Origin of the sequence: Desulfomonile tiedjei (assembly GCA_016212925.1) — a bacterium.
Classification (GTDB): domain Bacteria; phylum Desulfobacterota; class Desulfomonilia; order Desulfomonilales; family Desulfomonilaceae; genus JACRDF01.
The window spans coordinates 144692-168963 of record JACRDF010000015.1; the positions used below are offsets into that span (position 1 = coordinate 144692).

Here is a 24272-nt window from a genome sequence, read left to right on the forward strand (position 1 = left end):
AGGCAGGATGACAAACACGGCTTTTACCAAATTCCTTCCAAGGAGGTGGAGTCTATGTCCAAAGCTATGAAACTCAGATGGGCCCTCGTGATCTCGCTCGTGATTGCCGGCCCCATGTTGATGGCTGGTCCGGCCGCGGCCCAGGAAAAGGAACAGTGGCTTCCGCTGCTCTGCTATCGCACCGGCCCTTACGCACCCGGCGGGAGCGGCCTGTGTGGAGGTTTCGAGGATTACATAGACCTTATCAATCTTAAGGGTGGTGTCGAAGGCATAAAGCTCAAATGGGAAGAATGTGAGACAGCCTACTCCCCGCCCAGGGGAGTGGAGTGTTACGAGCGGACGAAGCAGGAGCACGGCGGCGCTTGCGTCCACCATCCCCGAGCCACCGGCATCACCTACGCTCTCACAGAGCGGGCCACCGCGGACAAAATCCCGTTGATGACCCTTGGGTACGGGCGAGCCGACGCACAAGCCGGGGGGGATATTTTCCCCTACGTCTTCCCACTGGTAACGACGTACTGGTCCCAGGTAACCGGAAAGATTAAATATATAGCCCAAAGGGAAGGCGGGCTGGAGGAACTCAAGGGCAAGAAGATCGCGCTTCTCTATATTGACGTGGCATACGGTCAGGAAACCATCCCGGTTTTGAAAACCTTGGCGGCAAAGTATGGCTTCGAACTCGGCCTGTTCCCCGTTCCTCCTCCGGGACTGGAGCAAAGCGCGCAATGGCTCGACATCAAACGTCGCTTCAAAGCCGACTGGGTGATCAACCGTAACTGGGGCATTAGCTGCACTGTTCCACTGAAGGAAGCGGCCCGAGTCGGTTTCCCTCGCGACCACATCATCGGAGTGTGGTGGTGCGGCTCGGAAGAAGATGTGGTCCCGGCAGGACCCGCGGCTAAGGGCTACATTTCGACCAATTTCCACGGTGTGGGTCAAAACTTCCCCGTCATCCAAGAGATCCTCGATCAGATCTACATGAAGGGGAAGGGCAATCTGCCGGTCACGCGAGTCGGGACAGTGTACTACAACAGGGGTGTCATCGAGGGGATCATGACGGTGGAAGCGCTCCGGACCGCCTATAAGGAATTCGGGGCCAAACCGGTCACCGGCGAGCAGGTGAAATGGGCACTGGAGCACCTCAATATCGATGCAGCGCGGCTGAAAGAGATCGGGGCACAGGGGTTTATGCCGCCGATCAAAACAAGCCCCACCGATCATGAAGGCGGAGGTTGGGTAAGGTTCCAGCAGTGGGACGGCACCAAGTGGGTGCCTATCGGCGACTGGGTAACACCAATGAAAGAAGTCGTGGCCGAGCAGGTCAAAAAGTCTGCCGCTGAATATGCGGCCAAGAAGAAAGAGGAGAAGTAAGGATGATTGAAGGCGCGCCGCCCCCGCTGCTCAGAGTAAACAACATTGAAGTCATTTACGAGCACGTGATCCTGGTCTTGAAGGGGGTCTCTCTTGAGGTTCCCGAGGGGGGAGTCATCGCCCTTCTCGGGGCCAACGGCGCCGGCAAAAGCACCACACTCAAAGCCATTTCCAACCTCCTTCGAGCGGAGCGCGGTGAGGTGACCAAAGGTACCATAGAGTTCGACGGCATGCGCATAGATCGCATGCACGCGGCGGAAGTGGTCAAAAACGGCGTGATACAGGTCATGGAGGGTCGCCGCGTCTTCGAGCATTTGACTGTGGAAGACAATCTCCTCACCGGGGCTTACACCCGGTCGGACAAGCGGGTAACGGAAGACCTGGAAAGGGTCTACCACTACTTTCCGCGACTCAAACAACGACGCGACGCCAAAGCCGGTTACGTCTCGGGAGGCGAACAGCAGATGGTGGCCATCGGTCGAGCGTTAATGTCCAAACCCAAAATTGTGCTCCTCGACGAGCCTTCGATGGGACTCGCTCCAATCCTGGTCGAAGAGATTTTCAACATTGTTTCCAAGTTGAATGCAGAGGAAAACGTCGCCGTGCTTCTGGCCGAGCAGAACGCAGCCATGGCCCTGGACTTCGCTCGATACGCCTACGTTATGGAAAACGGCCGTGTGGTCCTTGATGGTGAGGCTCAGGTCATCGCAGGCAACGAAGACGTCAGAGAGTTTTATCTGGGCCTCACCGCGATCGGAAAGAAGAGCTACCGTGATGTGAAGCACTACAAACGTCGCAAACGGTGGCTGGCTTAGTTGTATCATGTCCATTGCCGGATTTTTTGTCCGAATGGCGTCGAGCTTAGTGCCTAGTTCCTGCGACTTCCAGGATCCTCGTTATCTCCTTCCATGTGGCGGCGGGCACGGCCCGCCCTACAGCAGAGACGTCAACCAATCGTAGGGCGGGCCGTGCCCGCCGTTCGTGGCTGCCGACGAAAAACTTGACAGGACAACCCGCCTGAAATACCAGTTCCCAAAATCTTGCTGTTTTACAAATCTTTTACAAATGTTTTACTAGCCCATGACAACTCCCCTCTCCGTTCATGCTCCAATACTCTCAGACCCGGGTTGCGAAAGTCTTGGCTCTCTCGATGTAAGGGGGAGGTTCGGCCTATTTGGAGTTTGATGTTCAAGAAAAGAACAGTTTTCCAAGGAGATTTGTCATGAAGCATTCCAGGATCCGAGAGAAGTGTGTCTACAAAATGGCGCTGGTGGTGGGATTAATAGGTGTCTTATCCGGACTTTGGTTGGGAGCGACTCTCCTTGAAGCTGCAGGACGCACCACTGCAGTCACATGCTCTGTGGAAACGGACAGATCGGTTTTGTCGGCAAACGAATCACAAAAGGTTGTTGCCAAAGTGACCCTGAACGCTCTCAAGCTTCCGGCCGCTTCGGACCGTACCCCGGTGAATCTGTGCATTGTGCTGGACCGATCCGGGTCCATGGCAGGAGACAAGATCGTCAAAGCCAGGGAAGCAGCCGTTGAAGCCGTGAGACGGCTTGGTCCCAAGGATGTCTTTTCACTCGTGATCTATGACCACACGATTCAGACCTTAATACCCGCGAGGCACGTCAAGGATGTGGAGCAGATAGCAGCGAAGATCAGGGGCATTCATCCCGGCGGCAACACTGCTCTTTTCGGTGGAATGACACACGGAGCCGCGGAAATTCGTAAACACATAGAGGACAAATACGTTCACCGTATCATTCTCCTGTCGGACGGTCTGGCCAACGTAGGACCGAGTTCCCCGGAGGAGCTTGGGCGCTTGGGAGCTGCGTTGCTCAAGGAAGGGATCTCCGTTACAACGGTCGGCGTGGGCCTGGATTACAACGAGGACCTCATGACCAAACTGTCACGGAATAGTGACGGAAATGCCTATTTCGTGGAGTCGAGCAGAGATCTTCCGAGGATATTCTCAACCGAGCTGGGAGATGTCCTGAGCGTCAGGGCCAAAAAAGTGGCGCTGGTGGTGGAGTTACCCGATGGGGTCACACCGATCTCCATCATAGGTCGCGACGGACGGATAGCCGGCCGAAGGGTGGAACTGACCTTAAATCAGCTCTATGGGGGCCAAGAAAAATTTGCGCTCCTGGAGCTACAGGTTACTGGCAAGCCTCACAACGAAGCCCTTAAGGTGGCGCGTGCCAGGGTTAGCTTTTATGACCCTCTGACGGGCCACTCCGGGACCGTGGACGGCGCGGCCGGGGTCAGGTTTAGCCGTGACAAGGCCGAGGTCGAGCAATCCACCAACGTGGCCGTGGCAACCGCCTACGAAATGACTCGCAATGCCTTGATTCAGGAGAAAGCCATTGAACTGGCCGACAAGGGAAGCACCAAAGAAGCTATCGACGAACTCAACAGGTCCGCATCGCGGCTGCGGTCAATCGGTCTTAAATACTCGGACCCACGGCTGCTGCGAAAAGCCGATGAAATGGTCGCAGGGGCAAAGGCCATTGAGGCGCGTGGGTGGGAACAGCAGTCTCGAAAGACTTTGCGCACCGACGCGTATCAGATGATGCAGCAACAAGCGCCGTCTCAGCAGCAGATGCGTCTGCAGCAGCAACAGCTTCAGCAACAGCAGCAGATGATTCCGCAGAATCGTTAGCCCCGCGCTCGTCGAGGTCGCAAGGAGGCCGGGCAGAGGTGAGACTATCAGCGGCTACCAAAAACCCCGTTGGATTGGTGATAGTTGTTCACCTGGGAGATAAGTCGTTGTCATTGCGAGGCGTAAAACGACGAAGCAATCTCAAGCTTTAGAGGCTGAGATTGCTTCGCTGCGCTCGCAATGACGCTCTTAGCGCACCTGAAACTGCGGTTTTGGCAATCCCTGAGGAATTCCTGTTCCCGGCCCACAAGGAAAATCCCTTGGATTCTGCTCCCAAATCCGTTTTTCTTCTCCCACTTAATCGAAAAGTGATAATGATTGAGAAAGAACACCCGGCGGAACAAGATATGATAATCCAGGAACTATGAAGCAACGGTCCGTCTTCCTCTACTGGGGTCTCCTTCTTATACCCACTATTCTCATTGGAGTGGCCGGGATCAAATTGCTCTCAACGGAACAGGAGAGATGGGATCAGATGGAACGGGCTTCAGCGCTGGAGAGGGCGCGAGCAATCGCACAAACGATCCAGGTTACCATCGAGAGTATCGAGCACGACATCATCGAAGGCCTGACGGCCATTCCGCGGGAAACCCTCCTCGACACCCTGCTCATGTGGGAAAAGGAAAATCCGAACATTCGAAACGTCTTCATCTGGCAACCCGGAATAGGATTGCGGTACCCGCGCGGAGGTCAGCAGGCTTCCTCTGAGCAAATGAGGTTTATGAGTCGGTATCAAACGCTTTTCGTCGGCCGAGCATCATGGCTCCCTCCGGGTTCGAGTTCTCTCACCGAGTCGTCGAGTTCCACGGGGCCTGAGGGAAAGCGGGGCAAGATCTCACCATCTCCCGAGCCAGAATATGACAAGCAGTTGCTGCAAAGATCACCCTCTAAGTTTACGCAGCGGCAATTGCCCCAAGCGATGCCCACCGCCCGAGAAGTAAGGAGCGGGTGGATACCTTGGTTTACCGACAACAGATTTCATCTGTTAGGCTGGATCCAGCGAGGCCCTTCCGATGTAGTGGTTGGGGTGGAATTGGAAACGGTCACTTTGGTGTCCCACCTGATCGAGCAATTCCCAACGGAGGAAATCGAAGGAATATCGTACGCGCTCATTGACGACGCAGGAAGATTACTCCACCAACTCGGGAAATCGCCGATTCAATCGGCCGCGATGCCCACCCTGGAAGTCTCGCTCGCACCGCATCTCCCGCACTGGCGCGTGGGCGTGTACCTGGATCCGCAGAGAGCAAACGTGCAATCGGGCAATGCGTTCTCGATTATTGCAGGCTTACTTCTGGCAACTTTAATGGTCGCCATTCTGCTCGGAGGCGCGCTGCTAACTCGCCAGGCATATTCTCACTGGAAGGATTCGCTCCAGAAGAGTTCTTTTGTTTCCAACGTGTCTCACGAGCTTAAGACCCCGCTGACGACGATCCGGATGTATGCCGAACTCTTGAATGAGGGCATAGTCAAGGACCCGGAGAAGACGAACCATTACCTTCACGTCATCGTTTCGGAGGCGGAGCGATTGACTCGGCTGGTAAACAATGTGCTGGGGTTCAGCCGTCTTGAACAGGGCCGTATGAAGTACAATATCCAGGACCTCGATGTGGTGGACTTCGTCCATTCCTTTCTGGGCACTAACGAAATAAGGCTTCGAGAATCCGAAATGTCCCTTGCCGCGAGAATTCCTGATGCCCCCGTTTTTGTGCGTGCCGACAGGGATGCCTTGGAGCATACGTTTCTGAACATCCTGGACAACGCAGTCAAGTACGCTTCCGAAGGCGGGACGCTGGAAATCATGGTCTCAACTAACGATTCGATGTGCGAGATACGATTCCTGGATTACGGGCCGGGAATTCCGGCCTCGCATCGTGACAGGATTTTTGAGAAGTTTCAGCGGGTAGACGATTCCCTGACAGCAGGGAAAGTCGGTACCGGTTTGGGACTCTCCATAGCCCGACGCATGATGCGAGACCTCGGGGGGGACCTCGTGTATGAACAGCGAGACGGCAAGGGGAGCTGCTTTGTGGTGTCTGTGCCACTGGCAGCACCCCGAAGCGCTCCACAAGTCTGAGGTGGGTGAAAGTGGCCATGAACGGACTTCATATCCTCGTCGCTGAAGATGACAAACACATACTCGCCGGCCTGATAGATGCCTTGGAGAGCGAAGGCTATCGGGTCACGCCGGCTGCCGACGGCAAGGCGGCTGTGTCTCTCCTGGAAACGGAGAAATTCGATCTGGTCATACTCGATGTCATGATGCCGGGAAGAAGCGGGTACGATGTCTGCAAGACGATCCGAGCCACGGATCAGGACCTTCCCGTGATGATGCTTACGGCCAAGGGCGAGGAAATTGACAAGGTGGTGGGTTTTGAGCTTGGCGCGGACGACTATGTGACAAAGCCCTTTGGCGTGCGAGAGCTTCTCGCACGAATCGCCGCTCTTCTCAGACGATCGAGGCGCGGCAACGAAGGTCTAACGAACCTGCCCCCTGCCCCGGCCCGATTCGCCATTGGAGAGGCCCTTGTTGACGCGCTTGAATTCAAGGTACGAGTGGGGGCTCGAACTTTTGACCTTTCCCCGCGAGAAGTGAAGCTGCTGCAGATTTTCTATGCCAATCCCAACAAAGTGTTGAGCAGGGAACACTTGCTCAATGAGGTGTGGGGAATAACCTACTACGGCACAACCAGAACATTGGACCAACATATCGCGCAGTTAAGGAAGAAACTGGACCCCGACATCGCGAACCGGCCGGTAATTAAAACCATTCATGGGGTGGGGTACCGATACGAATCGGAATGAGAATCTTCATCGAGCAATGGCACCAAGAAAAGGATGCAATGACTTCTTTCACGAGACCTCGGGATGATACCCCACTCGGTCGTCATCTCATGCCGGAGGTCTGTGACCCGCACCGGGCAGAATGGTGTTTTGAGCCGGTCGGCTTGTGTCAGTCTCGGGATAATCCAAAGTAAAATGCAATCCCCGACTTTCAGTGCGCGCCAAGGCTGAACGGATTATCAAATCCGCGACCACGGCTAGATTGCGCAGTTCCAACAGGTCGGTATTAAAGCGGAACTCACCGAAATACTCATCTATCTCGCTCAATAACATGTCGACCCGGCGTTTGGCCCTTTGCAGGCGTTTCGTGGTCCTTACAATTCCGACGTAGTCCCACATAAACTGACGCAGCTCGTGCCAGTTATGGGACACCACCACTTCTTCGTCGGAATCGGTGGCCCCCACCTCCTCCCAGTCCGGAGGCACAGGTGGTTCCGCTGCCATAGGCAGTGTTTTGAGGATGTGTTCGGCAGCCGATGCCGACATCACCAGGCATTCCAGGAGCGAGTTGCTTGCGATACGGTTCGCGCCGTGCAGCCCGGTGCACGCAGCCTCTCCAACGGCATACAGCCCTTCTATGTCAGTGCGGCCCTGCAAATCAGTGACCACGCCCCCGCACGTGAAATGGGCAGCAGGCACCACAGGAGCTGGTTCCTTGCTGAGATCGAGGCCGAAATCCCGACAGCGCCGCCACACCGTCGGAAAGTGTTGCCTGATGAAATTTCCGGACTTGTGCGTGATATCCAAATACACAGAATCTATACCGAGTCGTTTCATTTCGTGGTCGATAGCCCTTGCCACCACGTCACGTGGAGCGAGGTCCGCCTGAGAATGGAACCGTGTCATGAAGGCAGACCCGTCGGGTAGCCGTAATATTGCTCCTTCTCCCCGCAAGGCCTCAGTCAACAAAAACGATTTCGCATGAGGATGGTAGAGGCAGGTGGGGTGAAACTGCGTGAATTCCATGTTGGCAATGCGGCAGCCGGCTCGCCAGGCCATGGCGATACCATCGCCGGTCGCGCCGTCCGGGTTGCTGGTGTACAGGTAAACTTTGCTACCGCCTCCTGTGGCCAGCACCACTTTGCGTCCTAAGAAGCTCCGGACGTGCCTGGTGTTGTTTTCCAGCACGTAGGCCCCCACACAGCGCTCGATGCTTTCGTCCGCGCGGCGTTGCAGAATGAGGTCCACCGCTGTCTGGTGCTCGAAAAGGGTGATGTTGGGATGAGCCTCGGCCAGTCGGGCCAGGACCGTCGCGACCGCTGCGCCTGTGGCGTCCGCTGCGTGCACGACGCGGCGACGAGTGTGACCGCCTTCACGTGTCAAGTGAAGTAGCGACCTTCCGTCGGGGCCTCCTTCGCGGCTGAACTCCACCCCCTGCTCCACCAGATGTTCAATGGCCCGGCCGCCCCGCTCAACGATGAAGCGCACAGCCTCAGGATCGCAAAGTCCTGCGCCGGCTTCCATGGTATCCTTGATATGCGATTCCACGGAGTCGCGGTCGTCAAGAACCGCAGCTATTCCCCCTTGAGCGTGAAACGTACTGCTGTCGGTATGGGAACCCTTGGATAGCACCGCCACACTGGCATGAGGAGCGATTTCCAGGGCAAGCCGCAACCCTGCGGCCCCACTGCCAAGGATCAACACATCAAAAAACCCCGTTTCTTTCATTCTGTCGCTCATTTCATATTTGCCCACATGCCGAACGCTCAGCCTCCTCGCACCCAATCCAGCCCGATGTCAACGGCCGGCGCGGACTGAGTAATTCGGCCTACCGAAATGAAATCCACCCCTGTTTGAGCGATTTCCCCTATGTTGCTCAAACTCACTCCGCCCGAGGCTTCGGTCTTTGCACGGCCCGCCACAATTCGGACGGCAAGGCGCAGAGTATGCGCATCCATATTATCCAGGAGCAGCATACCAGCGCCAGCTTCGATCGCTTCCCTCACTTGATCGAGGGTTTCCGCTTCCACCTCGATCGGTGAAAGACCTGCGGCCTTGGCCCTGGTTACAGCCTCCCGGATGTCACCACACACGGCTATGTGGTTGTCCTTGATAAGAGTACCGGAATCCAAGCCGCGGCGATGGTTCTGTGCGCCCCCCATGAGGGTGGCATACTTAGCCAACGCCCGCAGGCCGGGGATGGTTTTGCGAGTATCCAACAGGACCACTCCCGTTCCAGCGAGGCTGTCCACATATTGGCGAGTCAAAGTGGCGATGCCGGAGAGGTGCTGGAGAACATTCAACGCCGTGCGTTCGGCCGTCAGGAGGCAACCGGCCTTTCCCCTAATGTGAGCCAGGATCGCCGGTGCCCGGACGCGATCCCCGTCAGAAACCAGGATCTGTATGTCCGCGTGCGGGTCCAGCCTGCGAAAGATCGCGGCAGCAATGGGCATACCTGCCACCACCATGTCTTCGCGCGCAGACAGGACCCCATCAAACCGAGCATCATCCGGGACAACGGCTTTGGTGGTGATATCCCCGAGTCCAACGTCCTCGGCAATCACCTCATCAATGAATCGCTGAATAGCGGGATCGTCCATATTCATGAGGTCCTCGCATCAGGAGATCACTCCGGAGCGTAAGATTTCGCGGGCGGTGACAGTTCCAGCATCCGGTCAAGAGGCTTTCGAGCCCTCATCATCAGAGACTCGGGCATCTCGATCCCGGGGGCCTCGTTTACAAGGCAGAGATAAAGCTTTTCCATGGTATTGAGGGCCATGAAGGGACAAAATGCACAAAGCCCGCCCTTACACCCTTCCGTGGCTCCGGGTACAGGGATGTACTTCTTGTGCGGAGCGGCTTTCCTCATCTCGTGTAACAGGTTTGGTTCCGTGGCCACTATGATTTCCGTGGCCGGCGTCGCGATCGCAAAATCGAGCAAGGAGCGCGTGGAGCCTATGTGGTCGGCATGGGCCAGGACCTCTTCCGGGCATTCCGGGTGGGCGACGACCAGGGCATTAGGATTGTCGGCCCGAAGTTGTTCCAGAGTTGTCACTGAGAATTGTGTATGAACCACGCATGACCCCGGCCACAGAGTCATGTCACGCCCCGTTTTTTGGCTTATATATCTTCCCAGGTGTTGATCGGGCGAAAACAGGATGGGTCGGTCCGCGGGCAATTGTCGAACGATCGCCTCCGCATTCGAGGAAGTGACGATAACATCGGATAGGGCTTTAACCTCTGCGGAGCAGTTAATATACGTCACCAGTTGATGATCGGGATGGATCCGACTGAACTCGCTCAAATCCTCGGGTTGGCATGATTCCTCCAAGGTGCATCCGGCATTTGCGTCAGGTATCAGGACCTTGCGTGTGGGAGACAGGATTTTGGCCACCTCGGCCATGAAGCGCACGCCGCAGAAGACAATCACGTCAGCCGTGGTTTGCGCGGCTTTCCGGGACAAGTCGAGGGAATCCCCCACATAGTCCGCCAGGTCCTGGATCTTGCCGTCCTGATAGTAGTGGGCCAATATGACCGCATTTTTCTCCCTGCGGAGATCGTCGATAGCAGCTTCGAGGTCCAGCGTTGAGGGAATATCCTTTTCCGTCAACGAATCGGACTCCGGCAGAATTACGGTGTTTATCATAGGCAAGGCCCTTATAAGGAAGTTTTCCTTTCAAGCTCCTCCAGTTGGCTGAACGCGTCCTTGAAAATCCTCGTGGATCCATCTCCAAGGGGCACGATTAGCTGCAACACCCGGCCAACGGTCAGGGTCGGTGGCAGAAAGCGGCAAGGGTTCGGTCCTGAGGTGTTAGGCGGGAATGCTAGCATCCTGAATAAGCTGTGGGGATTTCTCGATGGAACTCCTAGGAAATTAGTTTATCACCTTGAATCGGGGAAGCTAACTCGCTCGCGCTCTGTTGTCAAGCTGGAATTGGCTTGCGAAGGTAATCATTCAGTTACGGGCGGGAGCGCCTCCCATGCCCCGAAGGGGCAGCCCAACAGTAGCCACGGGCGTGAGCCCGTGGATAATGGTCCACACAATCATTTGGATCACCGACCCTGGAGGGGTCGACCAATTCCGAGTCGAACTCACATTCATGGTCGACCCCTCCAGGGTCGGTGATCCAGGGCTGTGGCAGTGCTTCCGGTCCACGGGTTGCACCCCCGTGGCTACCGTTGGTACGCCCCTTAAGGGCTCCGAATCCCTTCTACCTCCGCAAGACTGAATGCTTACTTACGAAGTAACTCTTCACTTACCGGCCGATCGGGCAAGCCTTCTGGAACGCCGGGACCTGAAATTGTCCCAAGACCCACCCAACCGGCGGAATTGTCGCACGCGGACGGCATTTGTTACCTGCTGGCTGGCCCGGGCGTAACGCGTCCGGATCGCGAATCGACAAGAGGTGTATTTTCTACGCGCGGTCACACTAGGTGTGTCCTCGCCTACCACTGGGATGTCAAGGACAGCCCTTCCCCACTCGTGATTGCACGGTCACGTGAAGCAGTCATTTTTCTAAGCAGCCGGGTCCGAAGCCAAGAACCCTTCAAGGCGCAGAAATCCATCTCTGTCAGCGACGCGACTTCTTACGCCGCATACGTCCTCAAGCTTTTCCACCTGTTTAATCATCTGTTCGAGGGGCTGCTCGGCATTGACAAGCACCCAGATCCGGTTCTGTCTTCCTCGGCCAACGGGCAAGCAGAGGATCCCTTCCACATCGTAGGCCCGTCGCGAGAACAGATTGCAGATATGGGACAAGACGCCGGGATGATTCCTGACAGTCACTTCAATCACGGCATATTCGTTTCGAGGCCAGTTGCGGTTTTGTGCTTCATTAAAGCGCGCACTCATGGGCTTCACCTCCAATCATGTTTTTGTTCGCGGAGCCGGGGGGTACCATCGGAAAAACCTTTGCATCCGGATGGATCGGTGCATGGATCAGACACGGACCGGCTGAACTCAGGGCTGATGCAAGCGTCTCCAAGGGGTCTGTGACTGTGGCAAGATCAAAGGTCTTTACGCCGAAGCCTTCAGCGATTCTCAGGAAATCCACCTGTGCCTGGTACGTGGACGCATAGATTCGCCCTCCGTAAAACAGGTCCTGCTGCTGACAGACCAATCCGAGGGAGTTGTTATTCATCAAGATGATTTTGATGTTGGCTTTCTGCTCGACAGCGGTGGCCAGCTCCTGGATGTTCATCATCAGACTGCCGTCACCGCTGAAGCAGACCACTCTATGGCGTGGACCGGCAAGAGCTGCTCCTATGGCCGCGGGGACGCCGAAGCCCATGGTCCCCAGCCCACCCGATGTCAGCCACCGGCGCGGGAGACGAAAGGGATAGGTCTGGGCTGTCCACATCTGATGCTGTCCCACGTCGGTGGCTATGATAGTCTCAGTGTCCAGCAGCCCGGCGATTTGGCCAATCAGTTCGTACGGGTCGCGCCAGTCGCCGGACTCCGGTTTTCGGGGAGGATGCTTTTCCCGTACGCTGGATACCGAGGCCAACCACTCGCTCCGAGGATTCTCGTCAATCATCGGCAGAAGAGCTTGGAGCACCTCTCCAACGTCACCGACAATTCCCACGCACGCGGTTTTGATCTTATCGAGTTCGCTCCCGTCTATATCAATGTGGATGATGTCCGCGGCCGGGCAGAACTGGGCCGCCTTGCCGGTGGCTCGGTCGTCAAAGCGAACGCCTGTGGCAATCAACAGATCACAGTCCTCCAAGACCATGTTCGTGTAGCGCTCGGCATGCATGCCCAACATCCCAATGCTTCGAGGATGGTCCGCGGGCACTGCACCAAGCCCCATTAAAGTCATGGTGACCGGGATTGAGCCTTTCTCAGCTAAGCGGGTGGCAAGCTCGGCCGCGCCGGAATGAATGACTCCTCCACCAAGGTACAGGACAGGTCGGCGGGCAGAATTGATAAGCCCCGCGGCTCGCACGATACCGGAAAGATCGGGAATCGGGGCCGGATCCGCACGACCCGGTTCCGGCCACGCAGCGAACTCCACGAGTTCTGCCTGAACGTCCTTCGGCAAGTCGATCACCACTGGTCCGGGCCGCCCTGAGGTGGCAATTCGAAATGCTTCGGGGATGACATCGAGCAGGGCCTGCCCCGACCGCACCAGGAAGTTGTGTTTGGTTATGGGAATGCTCAGACCATAGGTGTCGACTTCCTGGAATGCATCGGTGCCTATGAACGGCCGGGGAACTTGACCGGTGATGCATATGATGGGGATAGAATCGAGCTTGGCGTCGGCAATGGCCGTCAAAATGTTGGTAGCGCCCGGCCCCGATGTGGCAAAGCATACCTGAGGGTGTCCGCTCACACGCGCCATGCCCTGAGCGATGAAGCCCGCTCCCTGCTCGTGGCGAGCCAAAATGTGGCGAATCTTTGTGCTTCGAGACAGGGCGTCGTACAGGGGTAAGTTCGCTCCCCCGGGAATCCCGGCTATGAGGCGAACGCCCTGCCGTTCAAGCAAACGGACTGTAATCTCTGCGCCGGTCATTTTCATCGTGGGTCTTCTCTCCTTCTGTTTTTGATTCTCGTTGCAGTCGGGCCGGCGAAAGGTGAAATGCTCCAAAAAAAAACAACCCCCGTCGGCGCCGTGCGCCGACGGGGGTTGCATTCTTGTCTGAGACTGGCAGATCCCGCTAGGGCGCACCGGCGTCAACGACGCGTACGACAACAACCTGTAGGCTAAGGAGGAGGTTGTAGCCCGCCCTAAGAGCTATGGCAATATTGTTGTCGTGGTTCATAGCGGTATCCAACTCAGGCCAAATATCGAATTCTGCATGGGGAGCTTATCGTCATTTTCTGCGGTTGTCAAGATCGCGAAAAGAAATGATGTAACCATTCAGTCTTGCGGGGGTAGAAGGGATTCTTAGCCCTGAAGGGGCGTACCAATGGTAGCCACGGGTGTAACCCGTGGACCGGAAGCACTGCCACAGCCCTGGATCACCGACCCTGGAGGGGTCGACCATGAATGTGAGTTGGACTTCGGGATTGGTCCACCCCTCCAGGGTCGGTGATCCAAATGATTGTGTGGACCATTCTCCACGGGCTTACGAAACTGTCTCAGAACTGAGGATTTCATCGGCCGGCCGGTAGGGGCGGTTCGGGAACCGCCCGAAATCAGGGCGCTTCTCGAAGCGCCCCTACCCGGAAATGTATCCATTTTAGGGTTTTGAGACAGTTTCTTACGCCCGTGGCTACTGTCGGGCTGCCCCTTCGGGGGATGGGAGACGCTCCCGCACGTAAGTGAATGATTACGAAATGTCCGGCAACGCCGCATTCCGGACGAGGGTTCATGGACCATTTGCGGCGCAGTTGTCTGAGTAGAATCAATACATGAGAGAGCTTATTCCATCCCGCAGTAGGAGAGCGGCAAACACCAACAACAATGCGCCCAAAATACACGTCACGTAGCGGTAGGCTTTCCCGGAAAGCGATTGCCTCGAACGAGCAGCCACATACGCGAGAAGCATTTTGCTCCCTATCAGGCAGGCATAGAAAAACCCAAGAAATCCCGCTGCGGACCAAGGATTTATTTGCCACGCCTCGACCACTTTTGGCGCTCCAACGGTCAACCAAAACAGGTACGGGTGAGGATTGAAAAAATTGACAAGCGTTCCTTTGCCGAGCGATCGCGCCTCGGTGGCTTTGACATCAATATCGATCTTGGTCGTCCTGAAATTCGAATAAGCCAGGTACGCCACAACCAGACCGCCAAGGATGGAAATCAAACCCAGAATGGCCTTGGAATCATGCAATCGTGTCAGTGCGAAAAGAGACAATAGGACGATGGGCAAATCGGTAATGAATGGAGCCACCGCCACTTTTATTCCTTCTTTTGCTCCGTATTGGAGAGCCTGAGAAATGACGAGGGTCGTAAGCGGCCCCGGGGAAAAACCCGCGGAGAGCCCCAAAACAATCCCCGCGCTCAAGTAAATATCCATCTTTGCCTTCTCGTCCAAGGGCCGGTTTGACACCCTGGGCCGAAACTGACCGGCTGCCGGGTGCCTTTGACCTGGGACCAATCTACTATATCGGGCGTTTCATGGCAAAACTGCCAGGGATCAGCCAAGCAATCTCGAGAGGTTGCATAACAAGTGCCAACCAACAGCTTGCACGAGGCTCGGCTCTGTTGTACAATAAATTGTACAATTGAGACTGAGCAGGAGGACCGCTCATGAACGCTCTGACATACTCACAGGCCCGTATTGATCTAGCCAAGATGATGGACAAGGTCTGCGACGACCACTCTCCCATCATCGTCACACGAAAGAATCGACGATCGGTGGTAATGATATCTCTTGAAGATTACGAAGCTCTGGAAGAGACGGCCTACCTTCTGAAGAGCCCGAAAAACGTGCGAAGACTCGTTGAGTCCATAGCGGAACTGGAATCGGGCGGCGGGACGGAACGGGAATTGGCCGAATGAAGCTTATTTTCTCCGAACATGCTTGGGAAGACTACCTGTATTGGCAGCGGACCGACAAAAGGATACTAGGGCGAATCAACACGCTCATCAAGGAAATCCAGCGGTCTCCTTTTGAAGGGATCGGAAAGCCTGAGCCCCTAAAACATGCCCTGTCCGGCTACTGGTCCCGCCGCATTAATGAAGAACACCGGATCGTGTACAAAGTAGAATCGGAATCTCTTCTGATCGCTCAGCTCAGATACCACTACTGACAGGAAATGTCTGTTCCTCAAACAATTTTTGCCGTCCTGGTCTTGGCCCATTGATTCGGCCAATGAGCCGCTCGATAGCTCAACATGAGTCAAAAGCCGTAACAACCTCACTTCAAACGCGGCTGATCAATAACAAAAAACGGGATGTCACTGGCCTCTTCACCAATAACATCCCGCCTTATTCGGTTCATCCATCGATCTTGAATTCTTACGTTTTCTTCAGGGCCTCCAGAACGGTCGCAGCGGTAAGCGGGAGACGCCGGATTCGGACACCCGTTGCCTTGAAAAAGGCATTGGCAACAGCCGGCGCGCATGCAGGAACTCCAAGTTCTCCAATACCGCCGATCTTCTCCGTGCTCTTGACCACGTGGACCTCTATCTCCGGCACTTCACTCATCTTGATGACGGGGTAATCGTCGAAGTTGGCCGACTTGACCCCGCCGTTTGCGAATTTGATCTCTTCTTTCAGGACTGTGCTAAGGGCGAGAATGATGCCTCCTTCGATCTGTTCGACGATCGGGCCCGGATTGACTGTCGGGCCGCAATCCACAGCCGCCACGATTCGGTGGACCGTGATCTTGCCGGTCTTTTTGTCCACCGAAATATCGGCCACCTGCGCTGTCCAGGTCCCGAAACAGGCGTGCTGAGCAATTCCTCGCGCTTCACCTTTTGGAATGGGCTTGCCCCAGCCGGACTTTTCAGCGACCGTCTGCAACACCCGGCTGGCTCTCATATTGTTCTTTAAGCTCGCCAAGCGAAACTCCAGAGGATCTTTCCCTGCCGCGTGAGCCAATTCGTCTATAAATGATTCAATAACAAAGGCATTGGGCCCGTTCTGGACCGAACGCCAAGGCGCCACAGGGATGGGTAGAGGAGAGATGAGGAATTCCACGTCGAGGTTCGGGATTTCATACTGGATTTTGTTGTTCCAGTGGGGAGAATTTGGAACATCTGCCAGACCCCACAGGCAATAAAAATCAACGCCATCCTTTATCATCTCAGCTCTGATGTCCTTCAGAATGGAGGGACTGACAACCTTGTGGGACCATCCACTCAACTGGCCCTGAGCATCGAGGCCGGCTTCGATCCGGTGGGATGCCGGGGCACGGAAGGCATCGTACTTGATGTCTTCTTCTCGTGTCCACACGACCTTGACCGGTTTCCCCAGCGCCTTTGAAAGAATGACCGCCTCAACCACAAAATCCGGCCTGGCCCGCCGGCCTAACCCGCATCCCAAGAAGGTGGTATTCACATGGATCTTTTCCTTGGGAAGTCCCGTCACCTTTGAGCCTACAGCGAATCCCGCCACCTGAGCTTGGATAGGCGCCCAAATGTCGCACCGATCCGCGGTCACTGAGGCTGTACAGTTCATCGGCTCCATTGTGGCATGAGCGACACACGGGACGTAATAAGTTGCTGAGAGCTTTTTATTAGCCTCGCTGATGGCCTTCTTCGCGTCGCCCGTTTTCACCGCAGAAGAACCCGGTTTGTTCAGGTCTTCGATCAGGGACTTCTCCACGTATTCAGTGTCCATGTCCGGAAGGAGACCTTTGTCCCATTTCACTTCGAGGGCATCCCGTCCTTTGAGGGCCGCATCGAGGGTTTTGGCGCAGACTGCAATACCCATTGGGAGCGGGACAACCTTTTCCACTCCTTTGACCTGCTGCGCCTCTTTCTCGTCATAGGAAACGGGCTTCGCTCCGTAAGCAGGTGGCCGTGCTATGACAGCGTAATGTAAATCCTTCAACGTCACGTCCAAACCATAGACTGCCTTACCGCTCACCTTTTCCGGCACATCCACTCTGGGCATGGTTTTGCCGAGGTATCTGAACTCCGTTTCTTTCTTGAGCGGCGGATCTTTGGGGACCTCAAGTTTGGCCGCTTCCAGACAAACCTGGCCGTAGGTGAGTGTGCGGCCGCTCTTCTCGTGCTTCACGGCGCCCATCAGAGCTGTGCATTCTTCTTCGGGGACTTTCCAGTTAGCCGCGGCAGCTTTGATCAACATGGTTCGGCCGGCTGCGCCCGCTTTTCGCAACGGCTCGTAGAAGCCTCTAACGCTGGCGCTGCCCACTGTAATCTGCGCCCCCAAAATAGGGCTTTTGTAGTCATCTCCCGCCGGGGCCTGTCGCACCTGAACCAGGTTCCAGTCGGCGTCAAGCTCTTCAGCGATGATCATGGAATGCGCGGTCAGGACCCCTTGACCCATCTCGGAATTGCCAATGTGCATGGTGACCTTGTTGTCCGGGGTGATGGTGAACCAGGCATTGGGACTGAACTCCGGGATCTTCCCTGCCGGTTTTTCCGAGGCATTGAGGATCTTGTACCCGAAGGGACTTACGGAAACAGCGAGGGTCAGGCCGGTAACCAGAGAACCCTTCAGAAAGGTACGTCTCGTAACAGAGGTGTTACTCATGCCTTTCCCTCCTTTTTCATGATTTGGATGGCCGTCTTGATGCCTTGTTTGATATGGGGATAGGTCCCACAGCGGCAGATGGTATCATCCATTTTGGTGATGACCTGGTCTGCATCAGGAGTGGGCTTTTCAGAGAGATGAGCCGCGACCTGCATGATCACCCCGGGCTGGCAGTAACCGCATTGGGGAACTTGTTCCTTGATCCAAGCCTGCTTCACAGGATGGTTTTCGGGAAGCCCCTCAATGGTGGTGATCTTCTTTTTCTGGACCTCGCTGACGGTAGTCGTGCAAGATCGCACTGCTTTGCCGTCTACATGGACCGTGCAAGTCCCGCATTCTCCGATACCGCAGCCATACTTTGTGCCTTTGAGATCTATGTGATCCCTTAGCACCCAAAGCAAAAGCGTATCAGGGGGAACATCCAGATCGTAAACCTTGCCGTTCACGTTAAGAGAGATCATAGGCCCCTCCTTTCATTTGATGGTGAGTTTCCGAAACCTGCTCGTGCCGAATCATGACCCCTCCTTTCGTTGTTACGGGATAGAGGATTGAGATCCTGGTTTTCACGAAATACCTTCAGAACCTTTCAGTTGTTAGCGGAGCAATGACAGGGAACTGATAATCCCCGCGTGGCTCAACGATTACGCACCTTCAAATATTGAAGGCGGAATTCCCAAGGATTCACCTAGGTCAGTTAACTCTTTCCTCGTGGCCGGGGCCAAAGGAATCCCGTTCTTCAGGCGTTCGGCTTCGGTTCTCATTTCCGGTTCTCCGGGCATGAGAATTTCAGTGCAGTTCTTGGCTTTCGCGCTTTCCTTAATGCTCTTGATATAGAGGTCCATCTCTCTTTTGAATTCGTCTCTTCCGATAAAGCAATCCGGGTCTATGGCCATGAAAGAATGGCAAGTGCCCTGAATACCCGTCTCATCCTCTTCATAAATTGCTTTGATCCGCCGGGTCCATTTGCCGCCCGCGAGCACCGCGGTGAGGATTTCATGAAGCACCACCATGCCGTAGCCTTTATGCCCACCCACCGGCATGAGTGACCCTCCTCCTTCATACCCTTCATAGGGGTCGTCGGTCGGCAGGCCTTCTTTATCCACAGCCCACCCCAGTGGGATTTTCTCTCCTTTTTTCCGGGCCAGGATGAGTTTCCCGGAGGATACAACCCCCATGGAAAAATCCAGAACCACAGGGGGATATTCACCAGCGGGCACCGCGTAAGCCATGGGATTATTGCCTATAATTCGCTCCCGGCCGCCCAAGGGGAACATCATGGGGGCGGAGTTGGAGACAATATAACCGATGAAGTCCTTCTTCGCCGCCATCATGGGGAAGAGGCCCGCGACGCCGAAATGGCCGCTGTCTTTCACCGTAACCCAACCAATGCCGAACTCCTCCGCCTTGGCAATGGCTTTTTCCATGGCCCTATAGGCAACTATGTGCCCCATGGACCCGTGAGCTTCCAGCAATGCGGTTGGGCCTTTATCTTTAATGGTCGTGAGCCGGCACTCTTTGCGAACGTACCCTTTGTTCAGCCTATGGATATAAATAGGAAGGCGCGTGACCCCGTGGGTTTCGACACCCCGCAGGTCCGACCTCGCGAGAAGGTCGGCAACAATCTCAGCTTCGGCAGCCGGGACTCCCGCTGTCACGTAGGCCTTGCAGCAGAATGCTCTTAGATCGGCAAAGGAAACCCGCCGAATGGTATCTTCCTCCATAACATACCTCTTTGGTTAAAATCTGCCACACCTTATTCGATTCCAGCCAGCCTTTTTGCACACTTCTTTTTGTAGTTGATGTCCGATTCTCTGAAGATTGTCATACGATGGGCAGCCGGCGAACCTCCACCGTGGATATCGGAGATTGTGTCCGCGCTTTCCATCGCCATCTTTTCGACCAGCCGCAGCATCTTGACCCTGTTTTCCACCGGAACCCCGGTGGCCCCTTTCAAGTACTTCTTGAGTAACCGGCCGATCTGCGGGTTGTCAAAGTCCCTTTCGGAAGGCAAATCCGCGACAAACCCGCCGCTCACGTCGATGAGGATGCGGATCACCTCGCTCATTTCTTTTCCTTCGTGGATTTTCGACGCGTTAGCCAGGACCGAGTCTATGAAGAAAGTCCCCGACGGCTCTCTTTTGCCCTCGTACGAAGCAGCCAGACTACAGCCGTATAGGGTTTCAGCGGTATGGATCATGTCGATGATCTTCTCCTTGTGATGTCCGGCCTTCGCTGTTCCGTTGTACTCCATCATGAGCAGGGCCGCGCCGGTCATGGCATCGATCTTGCCGGATTTACAGCCGCCGTGGGACTGACGATGAAAAGCGGAGAACCGACTCACCATTTCCGCTGCGAATTCCAACTCCCTGAACATGAACACCCGTTCCCAGGGCACAAACACTTCATCAAAGATGAGTGTGGGACAGTACTTGCTATACCGGACATTGCCGCAATCCACCCCGTCGATTTCACGGGTATCCATCGAGTTTCTACCCACAACATGAATGAGCCCCTTCGTATCCGCGGGAACTGCAAAGGCCAGGGCGTAATCCTCATCCCCCTTTTGCATGGCCCTTGTGGGAAGCACAATGACTTCGTGGGCACTCAATGACCCTGTCTGATGAACCTTGGCCCCCCTTACGATGATCCCTTCTTTTGTTTGATCCACCACGCGGAGGTACATGTCCTTGTCCTCCTGATCGTGAGGGCTCAGGCTGCGGTCCCCCTTTACGTCCGTAACGCTCGCGTTGCCCGTGAGGTCGTTGACCTGCACATATTTCAGGAATTCGGCAAAGCGATCGGAGTAGTTGGTCCCGTATTTTTTGTCGATATCGTAGGTGACGATCGACAGTGTGCAGAGACAGTCCAGGCCTGTGCACCTCTGGTGACACGTTCCCACGTAGCCTCCGAGTATCCGGTTGATCTTAACCCGCCTCACCAGGTCTTCGATAGAGTGGGGCGGCAGGGTAAACCTGTTAACCCGACTTCCTGTCAGCGGGCTGATTGCCGTAAAGAGGTCCTGATATGTTTCATCATTGGCCAATTCATAGGTGGCGCCCGTCGCGTTGATACCCGCACGTATCCTTGGGTTGTTTATCGGATCTTCCAGCTTCTCCCCGAACATGTAAGCCGTGGGTTTCAGCTTCTTCAGGCTTTCCAAGTATTCTTCAAAAGTCTTCAACGACCTGCCTCCTCCGGACTTATACCAGTTCGCCATTTTCCTTATAAGACAGGTGGCATGTCTCTTCCGCTGCGAACGGCGGACCTGACTTCGCTCCAGAGACATGCCACCTGTCCACCCAAAGTCAGGTTATTTATTGCGAACTGGTATTAGACGTTCATCTCCAGCCCTCTTCGAAAAGCTGCAATATTCAGTGCCTTAGCCTTTTGTGGAACTGTGGCTTCAATAGCCTTCTCCAGTGCTTGCGCCGACACGATCGGATGCCTTTTAATCAGGGCTCCCAGGATGACGAGATTGGCGACGATCAGATCACCCATTTCCTTCTCCGCAATACTCGATGCCGGAACCCGAATAACTTCGTAATTACCCGGCTGAAGTCCTGTCACCCTGTCCGAGTCAACGATCACCAGCCCTCCCGGCTTCACACGACCGATATGGCGGGGCAAGGCTTCCTCGGCCAAGGCGATGAAAATGTCCGGCCTCCTGACCTGAGGATCGGAAATCGGCTTCTCCGAAATAATCACCTCTGCCCTCGCGGAACCGCCTCTTAGCTCGGAACTGTAGGATTGGGTCTGGACCGCCTTCTTGTTTTCAAAAAGCGTGGCCGCTGTACCGAGAAGTATCCCTGACAGAACCACACCCTGGCCCCCTACCCCGCCTACCATGATTTCCGTACGACTCATCGAGGCCTCCCCGCGGCTTTTGCCTTGATCCTCTTTATCTCTTCCATCATCTCAGGCTTTTCGATGTCCACAAGTTCCCCCACCACAATCCGGTCTTTCAACTGCTCCGGCGTCAGACCGGCAGCCTTTTCGATCGAAACGGACCTCTTACGGAAATCCTCCATCATTTGAACGGATCCACTCATGCCGGATTTGCGGCCGAACTGCACCGGACACTGGGAATGGACCTCAATAAAAGCGAAACCTTTCTTTTGGACGGCTTTCTTAATCGACTTGGTGAGCTGCCTGGCATGAACGGTTGTCCAGCGGGCCACAAAGGAAGCCCCGGCCCCAATGACCAGGCGTGAGATATCAAAGGAGTTTTCGAAACTTCCGTACGGCGTTGTGGTGGTCCTCACTCCCGGCGGCGTGGTGGGTCCGGCTTGCCCGCCGGTCATGCCGTATATCCTGTTATTGACGCAGATAACGGTCATTTCCACATTACGCCTTGCGTTATGGATAAGATGGTTGCCTCCGATGGCCACGAGGTCACCGTCCCCGCTCACAACCATCACTTTCTTTTCAGGAAGGCCCATTTTTATGCCCAGTGCGTAAGCAATGGGGCGCCCGTGGAGGGAGTGGAGAACATCCGCGTTAAAGAAAGGGCTGGGTATCCAGGCAGCGCAGCCTATTCCCGAGACAAAAACGAATTCGTCCAGGTCCATTCCCAGCTCGTCAAGGGCCCGCAGGATACTCTGAACCACGATGCCGTTTCCGCATCCCGGGCAATTGGTACTGGAGGTGACTGAAGGCCGGATAAAGCGGTGAAGGGGATGGATAATTTCCTTCATCGGAGGACCTCCTTGATCTTTTCCAGTATGTCCTCCGGGTCCTGGATCTGCCCGACAAGCCTTGGAGGAAGAAAAGACACATCGGCAAAACGGGCCGCGGCTGCCTTGATATACGGGTACATTTGCCCCAGGTTGTTTTCCAGCACTATTACGTGCTTCGCTCGTCCGGCCATTCTCTCGATTTCGTGATCCGGGAAGGGCCATACGGTGACCAGACGCAACGTTCCGGCAGGAAGGCCTGCTTCCCGCGCAAGGTGTGCCCCGGTCGCAGCAGCCCGTGCCACCGGGCCGTAGGAAACGAGGACGACATCTCCTGTTTCGTAATTTCCCTCCACAATCGTAATCTCTTCTTTGTGTTTGAGGATCTTGTTACTCAGCCTCCTCACGAACAGATCGAGAGAGGACAGGTCAATGAGGTTCCGTTTTCCTGACTCATCGTGGCAGGAACTGGTCACGTGAGCCTTGAAACCTCTCCCAAAGATGGGCATCGGGGCGACATCCTCATCAAGAAACCCCTTAATGGTCTGCGGGTCTGTCCCCTGAGCGGGAATCTTTCGGTACATCGTTTTAATCGTTTCAGCGTCCGGTATGACCACCTCTTCCCGCATATGTCCTACAAAAGCGTCGGCAAGGATGAAGACCGGGGTCCGGTACTTTTCAGCATAGTTGAAGGCCGTGATCGTGCAATCAAACATTTCCTGAGGAGAAGAAGGACAAAGCGCGATGATCTCGTAGTCCCCATGAGAGCCGTGTTTGGCCTGTACCATGTCCCCTTGCACGCCAGCGGTGGGCATGCCGGTCGTGGGAGCGCCACGCTGAACGTTGACGATGACGCATGGGGTTTCCACCCCGACGGCAAAGCCGATGTTCTCCGACATGAGGCTGATGCCGGGTCCCGAGGTTACCGTCATCACTTTCTTACCTGTCCAGGAGGCTCCAATAATGGCGGCAATCGAGCTTATCTCGTCTTCCATCTGAAGAAAAATACCGCCAACCTGAGGGAGTCTTGCGGCCAGCCGATTGGCGACCTCGGTGGCGGGGGTTATCGGGTAACCCGCTGCGAATTCGCAGCCCGCGGCCAGGGCCCCTTCAGCGCAGGCTTCATTTCCCATCATAAAGTACCGTCCTGGCCGGACTCTTTCCGCTGTCATCTCTTCACACGTCTTTTTCGCGTTTTCGCGGCCACAGCGATGGCCAAATCCGGGCAGAAAATCATGCAGTTCTCACACGAGGTACATGACTCCGGCTCGGATATTTCCGGAGGACGGTAGCCCTTCCGGTTCAGTGTCGCCGCGGGCTTGAAAACCTCATTTCGGCAAACGCTGAGGCAAATACCGCACCCCTCGACACCTTTGCACAACTCCTGGTATATCCTCACCTTACTCACTGATATTTTGTCCTCCATGGTCGTTTCCAGATCTATCCTTTCCCCGGGACAGGACCTTGACCGTCATTTATGTCCTCCTTCCGTGCTTTGACCCTTGATTGAGACAGCCGGCTTTTCTCGGAGGACCGGAACCGGGCTCGATGAAACTTCTCGCCCTTCCCATTCGTTCGGTCCTGTCGCTTTCGCAGGGGCCTGTCCAGTTCCCACAATGCCGGCGTCGGACTGACATTGGTCGCGGCGCTTTCGGCCTTCCGGAA

22 protein-coding genes are annotated in these 24272 nt (G+C 55.4%); 8 read left to right on the forward strand and 14 right to left on the reverse strand.

The annotated features are described in order from the left end of the window. Window positions 1–66 precede the first annotated feature (66 nt). The 5 genes from HY913_08060 to HY913_08080 all read left to right on the forward strand — a co-directional run bounded on the left by HY913_08060 (window position 67) and on the right by HY913_08080 (window position 6841). Complete coding sequence (locus HY913_08060; GenBank protein ID MBI4963215.1) at window positions 67–1371, forward strand: ABC transporter substrate-binding protein; 1305 nt, start codon at window positions 67–69, stop codon at window positions 1369–1371. 2 nt (window positions 1372–1373) lie between these two features. Continuing rightward, window positions 1374–2186, forward strand: coding sequence for an ABC transporter ATP-binding protein (locus tag HY913_08065; GenBank protein MBI4963216.1), 813 nt, complete (start codon window positions 1374–1376; stop codon window positions 2184–2186). Between the two features lie 407 nt (window positions 2187–2593). Next, entirely contained in the window at window positions 2594–4036 is a 1443-nt protein-coding gene (locus HY913_08070) for a VWA domain-containing protein (protein MBI4963217.1), read from the forward strand. Between the two features lie 364 nt (window positions 4037–4400). Next, window positions 4401–6113, forward strand: a complete 1713-nt coding sequence (locus HY913_08075; GenBank protein ID MBI4963218.1) for a hypothetical protein — start codon at window positions 4401–4403, stop codon at window positions 6111–6113. 17 nt (window positions 6114–6130) lie between these two features. After that, the gene (locus HY913_08080) at window positions 6131–6841 is read left to right on the forward strand and encodes a response regulator transcription factor (GenBank protein MBI4963219.1); all 711 of its coding nucleotides are present in this window, start codon (window positions 6131–6133) and stop codon (window positions 6839–6841) included. An 87-nt stretch (window positions 6842–6928) separates the two neighbouring features. Here the strand turns inward: HY913_08080 and nadB are convergent, their stop codons facing one another. The 3 genes from nadB to nadA are packed head-to-tail and all read right to left on the reverse strand — an operon-like array spanning window position 6929 to window position 10466. Then, a complete protein-coding gene (gene nadB, locus HY913_08085; protein MBI4963220.1) occupies window positions 6929–8548 on the reverse strand; it encodes an L-aspartate oxidase in 1620 nt (539 codons plus the stop codon). Window positions 8549–8586: 38 nt separating this feature from the next. Next, a complete protein-coding gene (gene nadC / locus HY913_08090) occupies window positions 8587–9426 on the reverse strand; it encodes a carboxylating nicotinate-nucleotide diphosphorylase (GenBank protein MBI4963221.1) in 840 nt (279 codons plus the stop codon). A gap of 20 nt (window positions 9427–9446) precedes the next feature. Further along, window positions 9447–10466, reverse strand: coding sequence for a quinolinate synthase NadA (gene nadA, locus HY913_08095; GenBank protein ID MBI4963222.1), 1020 nt, complete (start codon window positions 10464–10466; stop codon window positions 9447–9449). 334 nt (window positions 10467–10800) lie between these two features. On the opposite strand from nadA, the gene HY913_08100 reads away from it, so the two are divergent. Next, on the forward strand, window positions 10801–11049 hold the full coding sequence (locus HY913_08100; GenBank protein MBI4963223.1) for a hypothetical protein: 249 nt from the start codon (window positions 10801–10803) through the stop codon (window positions 11047–11049). Between the two features lie 287 nt (window positions 11050–11336). On the opposite strand, the gene HY913_08105 is transcribed toward HY913_08100, so the two are convergent. The 3 genes from HY913_08105 to HY913_08115 all read right to left on the reverse strand — a co-directional run bounded on the left by HY913_08105 (window position 11337) and on the right by HY913_08115 (window position 14785). Beyond that, complete coding sequence (locus tag HY913_08105; GenBank protein MBI4963224.1) at window positions 11337–11672, reverse strand: ACT domain-containing protein; 336 nt, start codon at window positions 11670–11672, stop codon at window positions 11337–11339. Next, window positions 11656–13341: an acetolactate synthase large subunit gene (gene ilvB / locus HY913_08110; protein MBI4963225.1), complete on the reverse strand. Its 1686-nt coding sequence runs from the start codon at window positions 13339–13341 to the stop codon at window positions 11656–11658. Before ilvB ends, HY913_08105 begins: the two co-directional genes overlap by 17 nt. Before the next feature lie 829 nt (window positions 13342–14170). Then, window positions 14171–14785 (reverse strand): LysE family translocator, encoded by a 615-nt coding sequence (locus HY913_08115; protein MBI4963226.1) that lies wholly within the window; start codon window positions 14783–14785, stop codon window positions 14171–14173. 233 nt (window positions 14786–15018) lie between these two features. Between HY913_08115 and HY913_08120 the strand changes: the two genes are divergently transcribed. Continuing rightward, complete coding sequence (locus tag HY913_08120; protein ID MBI4963227.1) at window positions 15019–15270, forward strand: type II toxin-antitoxin system prevent-host-death family antitoxin; 252 nt, start codon at window positions 15019–15021, stop codon at window positions 15268–15270. Next, a complete protein-coding gene (locus HY913_08125) occupies window positions 15267–15521 on the forward strand; it encodes a Txe/YoeB family addiction module toxin (protein MBI4963228.1) in 255 nt (84 codons plus the stop codon). The genes HY913_08120 and HY913_08125 overlap by 4 nt, the downstream gene beginning before the upstream one ends. 208 nt (window positions 15522–15729) lie before the next feature. Here the strand turns inward: HY913_08125 and HY913_08130 are convergent, their stop codons facing one another. From HY913_08130 to HY913_08165, 8 genes are all read right to left on the reverse strand, one after another. Continuing rightward, window positions 15730–17934, reverse strand: coding sequence for a xanthine dehydrogenase family protein molybdopterin-binding subunit (locus tag HY913_08130; protein MBI4963229.1), 2205 nt, complete (start codon window positions 17932–17934; stop codon window positions 15730–15732). Further along, window positions 17931–18395, reverse strand: coding sequence for a (2Fe-2S)-binding protein (locus HY913_08135; GenBank protein MBI4963230.1), 465 nt, complete (start codon window positions 18393–18395; stop codon window positions 17931–17933). The genes HY913_08130 and HY913_08135 overlap by 4 nt, the downstream gene beginning before the upstream one ends. Before the next feature lie 180 nt (window positions 18396–18575). After that, window positions 18576–19655 carry an Ldh family oxidoreductase gene (locus HY913_08140; GenBank protein MBI4963231.1) on the reverse strand — a complete coding sequence of 360 codons (1080 nt, stop codon included), beginning with the start codon at window positions 19653–19655 and terminating at the stop codon, window positions 18576–18578. Window positions 19656–19687: 32 nt separating this feature from the next. Further along, complete coding sequence (locus tag HY913_08145; protein ID MBI4963232.1) at window positions 19688–21151, reverse strand: 4-hydroxybutyryl-CoA dehydratase; 1464 nt, start codon at window positions 21149–21151, stop codon at window positions 19688–19690. Between the two features lie 113 nt (window positions 21152–21264). Then, window positions 21265–21798: a 2-oxoacid:acceptor oxidoreductase family protein gene (locus tag HY913_08150; GenBank protein ID MBI4963233.1), complete on the reverse strand. Its 534-nt coding sequence runs from the start codon at window positions 21796–21798 to the stop codon at window positions 21265–21267. Further along, window positions 21795–22628, reverse strand: a complete 834-nt coding sequence (locus HY913_08155) for a 2-oxoglutarate synthase (protein ID MBI4963234.1) — start codon at window positions 22626–22628, stop codon at window positions 21795–21797. The genes HY913_08150 and HY913_08155 overlap by 4 nt, the downstream gene beginning before the upstream one ends. Next, the gene (locus tag HY913_08160; GenBank protein ID MBI4963235.1) at window positions 22625–23779 is read right to left on the reverse strand and encodes a 2-oxoacid:acceptor oxidoreductase subunit alpha; all 1155 of its coding nucleotides are present in this window, start codon (window positions 23777–23779) and stop codon (window positions 22625–22627) included. Before HY913_08160 ends, HY913_08155 begins: the two co-directional genes overlap by 4 nt. Continuing rightward, window positions 23776–24015 carry a 4Fe-4S dicluster domain-containing protein gene (locus HY913_08165; GenBank protein ID MBI4963236.1) on the reverse strand — a complete coding sequence of 80 codons (240 nt, stop codon included), beginning with the start codon at window positions 24013–24015 and terminating at the stop codon, window positions 23776–23778. Before HY913_08165 ends, HY913_08160 begins: the two co-directional genes overlap by 4 nt. Between the last annotated feature and the right edge of the window lie 257 nt (window positions 24016–24272).